4 protein-coding genes are annotated in these 5,151 nt (G+C 47.7%); 2 read left to right on the top strand and 2 right to left on the bottom strand.

Features of this window, described 5'->3' with window-relative positions; all coding sequences use genetic code 11:
• Together AC29Z1_RS13225 and AC29Z1_RS13220 are read right to left on the bottom strand one after the other, a co-directional pair.
• Positions 1-589 (bottom strand): anaerobic carbon-monoxide dehydrogenase catalytic subunit (locus AC29Z1_RS13225; RefSeq protein WP_488271924.1); only part of this gene is annotated, 589 nt, incomplete at its 3' end.
• 185 nt (positions 590-774) lie between these two features.
• A complete protein-coding gene (locus AC29Z1_RS13220) occupies positions 775-2,916 on the bottom strand; it encodes a cell division FtsA domain-containing protein (protein ID WP_488271923.1) in 2,142 nt (713 codons plus the stop codon).
• A gap of 287 nt (positions 2,917-3,203) precedes the next feature.
• On the opposite strand from AC29Z1_RS13220, the gene AC29Z1_RS13215 reads away from it, so the two are divergent.
• Positions 3,204-4,043, top strand: a complete 840-nt coding sequence (locus AC29Z1_RS13215) for a DegV family protein (protein WP_488271922.1) — start codon at positions 3,204-3,206, stop codon at positions 4,041-4,043.
• Positions 4,044-4,059: 16 nt separating this feature from the next.
• Positions 4,060-5,151: DAK2 domain-containing protein (locus AC29Z1_RS13210; RefSeq protein WP_488271921.1), on the top strand; the 1,092-nt coding region annotated here is incomplete at its 3' end.

The following is a 5,151-nucleotide window of genomic DNA, read 5'->3' as shown; positions in this document are numbered from 1 at the left end:
TAGTAACTAAGATGGCTCCGGGGAAGGCTTCAAATTCTTTGCGCTGATTTTGCCAGGCCGTACCATAGTTGCCAACAAGATGTTTATACTTTTTGAGTTCAGGATAAGCATGAGCTGGCAGCATTTCACCATGGGTGTAAATGTTGATGCCAGTACCTTCGGTTTGTTTTAAAAGCTCCTCTAAATCAAGGAGGTCATGACCAGTGACCAGAATGCCATGGCCAGCCTTGAAGCCTGTGAATACTTCAGTGGGTACAGGTGAGCCAAAACGGTTAACATGAGCTTGGTCTAGCAGTTCCATGACTTTCAGGTTAATTTCACCGCATTTTAATACCATCTCAATATGTTTTTCTAAGCTGAAATTTACGTTAGTTAGTGTGGAGAATAAAGCATCATGCATAAATGCGTCAACTTGCTCGTCGCGGGCTCCCAGTTCGCGGGCATGGTGAGCATAGGCGGCAATGCCTTTGAGACCAAAAATTAGGGTATCCTGTAAACTGGCGATATCTTCGTTTTTTCCACAGACGCCAATTTTGGTGCAGCCTGTGCAACCAGCGGTTTGTTCACATTGATAACAGAACATACTCATTTCTTAAATCCCCCTTGCTGTTTGTATCTTATGGTGTAATTATAAGGGAGAAAACAAATTGGGACTGTGACGTATGTCACAGTCCCTGTTGATTCTTTTCACACCGACAGCAGGTATTGGTTTGGTAAAAACAGATTAAAGCAACGCTTTGCCCTGCTGTCAACAGCTGGCGTAAGCCAGGAACTTTACATTTCTGTTACTTGGATATCTACCTTGTCACCATTGGTAACAACTGCTGTATATTCGGCAGGTGATCCATTGAGAAGTACGATAACTTTGCCGGCAGGAGGCAAGGTACGGGGATCAAAATTCGCAGCCAGCAAGACGTCGCTAATGAGTGGCTGACGGTCAGGATTAATCACAAATTCTATAGTACTGCCAGGAAGTGCAGGTTGATTGACTTCTATTGGTTTGCCATCCACTTGTACGCTATAACGGCGGACAGGGACGGTGCAAGGTGCACCATTGAATAGCACGTGAATGACACTGTCGTCCATATCAGTAATTCCAAGGACTTCTGCTAGCGTAGGCAGCGGTGGTTTGATGGTCTCAATACGGTCACCTGAACTTACTGAACTATTCAGGGAGGCTTGAACACCATTAATCGTATATGTGGGATATACTTTGTAGGAGCGTTCGGTACCGTTAACCTGATATTTGTACTCCTCAGGAGCGGTAGTGAGATGTAGCGTAGTCAGTACTTGTTCCAATGTTTCGATTGGCGTCACGCACACTTGATCCCGATCACCTAATCGGGTATCAGGCTGGGCGGGAACGCCATTGACAGTGACGACTGGTGACAGTTGACAGCTTTTGCCGTCAAAGTGAATGGTCAGTGGTTCAGGCAGTGATATGATCTCTTGGAGTACAGGAGTAGGCGTTGTACCAGGTGTTCCAGGAGTGATTGCCAGAATATCTTGGTCGTGGAGAGCATCGGTAAGTTTGGCTGGTTGGCCACCACGCAGTATTTGTCCAGGGGTGCCATGACTGCCAGGAATAAAGTGAGTTTGACCATTGACAGAAATGGTTATTCCCATACCTGGACGACCGCGAAGTGCTCGGATATCGATGCCAGCAGCCAAAAGTGCATCGGCTATTGTTAACCGGCTTAGGTTAAACAGGCGGATAGGCCGGTCGTTGACAGTGATATTAATAAAGTTTAAAGTGCGCCCGCCTGCCAGTTTCAAAATTCCTAGTGGGGTCACCGTGTCGGGGGTGCGTAGTTTGGCAGGTATGTTGGTAATACCTTCAATGGAGTCAGGACGACGGATGGCAACTCTAGATGCCGGAATATCTAGGGCTGCGGCTAATGTCTCCGGCAGGAGTGGGGTTAATGCTCCGCCGCCGACCAAAAGTACTGCTTGCGGTTGTTGGGTGTTTAACTTTAGGATTTCAGCAGCAATGGCTTGGGCCAGTTCAACGACTTTGGGGGCTAAGGTATCAATGATGATTTTGGCTGATTCTTTGCGAGTCATACCTAGTACATCGGTAAAGGCAATCTTTTTATTATGATTACCGTTTAGCTGGCGTTTAACGGTTTCGGCAACATTAAAGTCAAGTAAAAAATGTTGGGATATGGCTTCGGTAATTTCATCTCCGGCCAGTGGCACCATGCCATACCCAATTACTGAGCCGTCACGAGTAATTGCTACATCGGAGGTGCCTGCTCCGACGTCGACAAGGGCAAGATTTAAATGCCGCATGGTTGAGGGGATGAGAACATTGATGGCGGCAATGGGTTCTAGTGTAAGGGTTGCCATTTCCAGCCCGGCTGTTTGGAGGGCAGATTGCAGGGAATCAATGACTTGGCGGGGCAAGAATGTGGCAATCACTTCAATGCTTGCGCGTTTGCCGCGCTGGCCAACAAGGCTTTTTATTCGGGTTCCATCCAGATTAAAGCTCACAACACTGTAGCCAACACAGTAATAATCTGTCGGGTCAGACACAGCACCAGAGGTAGCCAATTCGGCTTGGGCTGTCTGAATGGCTGCTAGCTCGAGGGAGCGTTCGTCTTCCGGGGTAAGCGGGCCGCGGGTGGCTGTTTCTATATCGGCAGAGGTTCGTAAGGTACATAAGGCACGGCCAGCAGCAGCTACTGCGACTTTAGTCAGTTTGCCAACAGACGCTTCCAGGCGGGAAGTAACTGATGCCAGTACTTCGGCAACTTCCTGAACATCATGAATCTGTCCGTCAAGCATAGCCCTGGTATGATGTTCTTCGCGATCTGAGGCTATAAGTTTTATTGTGCCGTTCTTAAGCTCGCCGACAAGTCCGACGACGCTGCGTGTACCAATATCTAAGGCAAAGAGGAGTTGGTTATTGTCCATAGGCACTCCTTCATTTCTATAGTTGAGAATTTGTGTAATAATTACTGGTTTTGGTAGCGCAGAGAGTGAGAGAAGTTGCTCTCTGACAGTGAGTAGTCAGAAATACATCCGTTTTAGGAATACTTTACTATTTTCATTTTCGCCGAAGTACATCCTATTTCCTGTCATAAAAGTTAAGAATATTACTAGTTTATCGTTTTGGCTAAGATTCTTTACATAATTATAGTGTATTGCAGCAATTTATTTGGTAAGATATAGTTTAGTAGTAAGAGAGGAGGTTTCATAAGTTGTCTACTATACATATAATAATTGACAGTACTGCTAATGTGTCTGAAGCCATGTTGACAGCTCATCCTAACCTTCATGTTATTCCGTTAAAAGTAATTATCGGCGATACTGAATGGAATGAACCTGAGCTGAGTAATACAGAACTGTTTCGTATTGCTAAAGAAAAAGGGGTACATCCGCGCACCTCGCAGCCATCACCGGGCGATTTTGCCCGGATATTTTCATCGATACCTGAGGGGCATCCGATAATTATGATTAGTGTATCTGGTGGCCTTAGTGGAACCGTTAATGGTGCTCGAGCGGCCGCTAAAGAGCATAAAGGCCGTGAAATTTATGTAGTTGACTCTATGACGTCGTCAATTGGTATGATAAAAATGGCCGAGGTGGCACTCCGACTGGCCGCCAGCGGTCAACCGGCAGCGACTATTGCCGATCATTTGCAGCAGATGGCAGCTGCAACCCATACACTGTTTATGCCTGATTCGCTGGATTATTTGTATAAAGGCGGCAGGATTGGCGGTGCAGCGGCATTGTTTGGCTCGATTTTGCAAATTAAGCCGATTCTCACATTGCGTGAGGGTAAGGTAGAGGTATTTGACAAAGTGCGTACCAAACCGCGGGCAGTGGCACGAATGCTGGAAGAACTGGATAAGCATGGCGAGCTTGAGTATATTGGCGTGGCGTATGGCGGATCCCAGGAAGCTGCTCAGGAAATATATAATACTATTTGCCAGCGTTATCCTAACATTCCGGTATCGTTTAGTGGTATTGGTTCAGTACTGGCCGCCCATTTAGGTCCAGGTGTTCTGGGCTTGCTTTTTCAAAAAAAGTGCCAGTAGTTGAGGAGGGAACTGTATGCAGTCCAGTATGGATGTAATTAATGGAGTAGATTTTCGTCGGATGATTGCCGGAGCGTATGGAGCCTTCACGCGCGAACATGAATATATCAATAGTCTTAATGTATTTCCTGTTCCAGATGGTGATACCGGTACAAATATGCTGCTGACGTTGGGAGCTGTGGCTAAAGCGATTGCCGAAGCGCCTGATGAAGGCATTGGCTCCTTGGCGCGCCGCGCTGCTGACAGCGCCATTATGGGAGCCAGAGGCAATTCGGGAGTAATTTTGTCGCAATTGCTGCGAGGTATCGCCCGGGGCCTGTCTGGTAAGGATATAGCTACTGCGGCCGAGGTAGGAAAAGCCTTTCAGTATGGAGTGTTGTATGCGTACAGGGCGGTAGCCCGGCCAGTCGAAGGAACCATCCTGACTGTGGCGAAAGGTATTGCCAAGGGTACACTCCGGGCGGTGCGAGACCGGCGGGCTTTTGCTGACATTTTGCGGGAGGCTATTGCCGCTGGTCAAGCGGAACTTAACCGTACTCCAGAGCTATTACCAGCGTTAAAGGCTGCTGGTGTAGTTGATGCCGGTGGTCAGGGCTTGATTATTTTTCTTGTGGGATGTTTGGAAGGGTTAGAGGGACGGTATACCGGACCGGAAGCCGACTTTGGCCGTACCTTGACAATAGCCGGAGTTGGTGCTGAAGTTAATATGTCTCACCCCTATTGTACCGAGTTTGTCGTCAAACGGTGTGCTGCCAGCATCGAAGAAGTTAAGCGCCAGTTAGAGCAAATGGGCGGTTCACTTGTACTGGCACCTGGTGATGGCATTTTAAAAGTACATATTCATACAGCGCATCCGGGCGCGGTATTGGAATCAGCTATTGCCTGGGGTACGCTGCATGATATTAAGATTGATAACATGTCTGACCAGCACCGGCAAACGCTGGAGACAAGCAGAGAAGCTCAGCCTAGGTCTGGGACAGCGGTCATCAGCGTGGTATCTGGTGAGGGGTTTGCGGAGATTATGCGGCAAATGGGGGCAGATATTGTTATTACTGGTGGACAAACTATGAATCCGCCGGTAGAGGATTTTGGGGCTGCGATCCATAAT

The organism is Sporomusa sp. (assembly GCF_057736855.1).
This window is presented reverse-complemented; position numbering and strand designations above follow the sequence as displayed.

Excerpts from the sequence above, each read along its gene's own strand:
- AC29Z1_RS13220 (WP_488271923.1), bottom strand. The coding sequence starts at position 2,916 with ATGGACAATAACCAACTCCTCTTTGCCTTAGATATTGGTACACGCAGC.